Source organism: Flavobacterium fluviatile, from assembly GCF_010645065.1.
In the GTDB taxonomy this organism is placed as follows: Bacteria; Bacteroidota; Bacteroidia; order Flavobacteriales; family Flavobacteriaceae; genus Flavobacterium; species Flavobacterium fluviatile.
Genome location: NZ_JAADZW010000073.1, coordinates 1 through 1,240, shown reverse-complemented (window position 1 = coordinate 1,240; position 1,240 = coordinate 1). Strand labels below are relative to the sequence as shown.

The window sequence follows — 1,240 nt, the reverse complement described above, 5'->3', positions numbered from 1 at the left end:
GTTTTTATAATCGGAGCCTTTTTTCAAATATAAGGGTAAATTGGTTTAAAACAATACCCCAGTTTTGAATAGGCATTGACCATTTCTTGGTTGCTTCTCTTAATGCCAAAAATACTGATTTCAATACTGCGTCATCTGTTGGGAAAGACATTTTATTTTTAGTGTATTTTCTAATTTTTCCATTAAGGTTTTCAATTAAATTTGTTGTATAAATGATTTTTCTAATTTCAATGGGGAAGTCAAAAAACACAGTCAATTCATCCCAGTTATCCCGCCAGGATTTAATGGCATAGGAGTATTTAGCTTCCCATTTGTGGGCAAAATCGTTTAAAGCCAGCTCTGCTGCTTGTTTTGTAGGTGCGTTATAAATATGTTTCATATCGGCAGTAAATTGTTTTCTGTCTTTCCAGACTACATATTTACAAGCGTTTCTGATTTGATGAACAACGCAGATTTGTGTTTGGGATTCTGGAAAAACACTTCGGATTGTTTGAGTAAATCCGTTTAAATTATCGGTAGCTGTTATGAGAATATCCTCAACGCCACGTGCCTTTAAATCAGTTAAAACGCTCATCCAAAAGCTGCTGCTTTCATTTTTTCCAAGCCACATTCCTAAAACATCTTTTTTGCCTTCTCTATTGAGTCCTACTGCCAAATAAATAGTTTTGTTGACCACTTTGGATCCTTCTCTGACTTTGAAAACAATGCCATCCATCCAAACAATCAGGTAAAGGTCTTCCAATGGTCTGTTTTGCCAAGTAACAACTTCATTGCTAATAACACTGGTAATTCGAGATATAGTTGAAGAAGATACTTCAAAATCATAAACTTCTTTTATTTGTTCCTCGATATCGCTAACACTCATTCCTTTGGCGTAAAGAGATATAATAACATTTTCAATGCCTTGAGCTATGTTTTCTCTTTTAGGAACCAGTACCGGATTAAAAGAAGAATCTCTGTCGCGGGGAACTTTGATTTCTTGCTGGCCAAAAGAGGTCTTTATTTTTTTTGTCCCATGACCGTTGCGATAATTGCCATTGGCTGTTTTATCGTGCTTCTCATTGTCTAAATGAGCATCTAATTCAGCTTCGAGCATGTGTTCTACTGCTCGTTTGTGCATCGTTTGAAAGAATGAGGTCAAGTCTTCCGCATTCTTAAAGGATTTATAGAAATCCTTGCTGTTTAATAAGTCGTCTTTGTCAATCATAATATGTAAGGTTAAAAATAACAAAAAGTTATT

1 protein-coding gene is annotated in these 1,240 nt (G+C 35.2%); it reads right to left on the bottom strand.

What is annotated here, in order from left to right; all coding sequences use genetic code 11:
- Window positions 1-4: 4 nt before the first annotated feature.
- Complete coding sequence (locus GXM17_RS21305; protein ID WP_163401529.1) at window positions 5-1,207, bottom strand: IS256 family transposase; 1,203 nt, start codon at window positions 1,205-1,207, stop codon at window positions 5-7.
- Window positions 1,208-1,240: the final 33 nt, after the last annotated feature.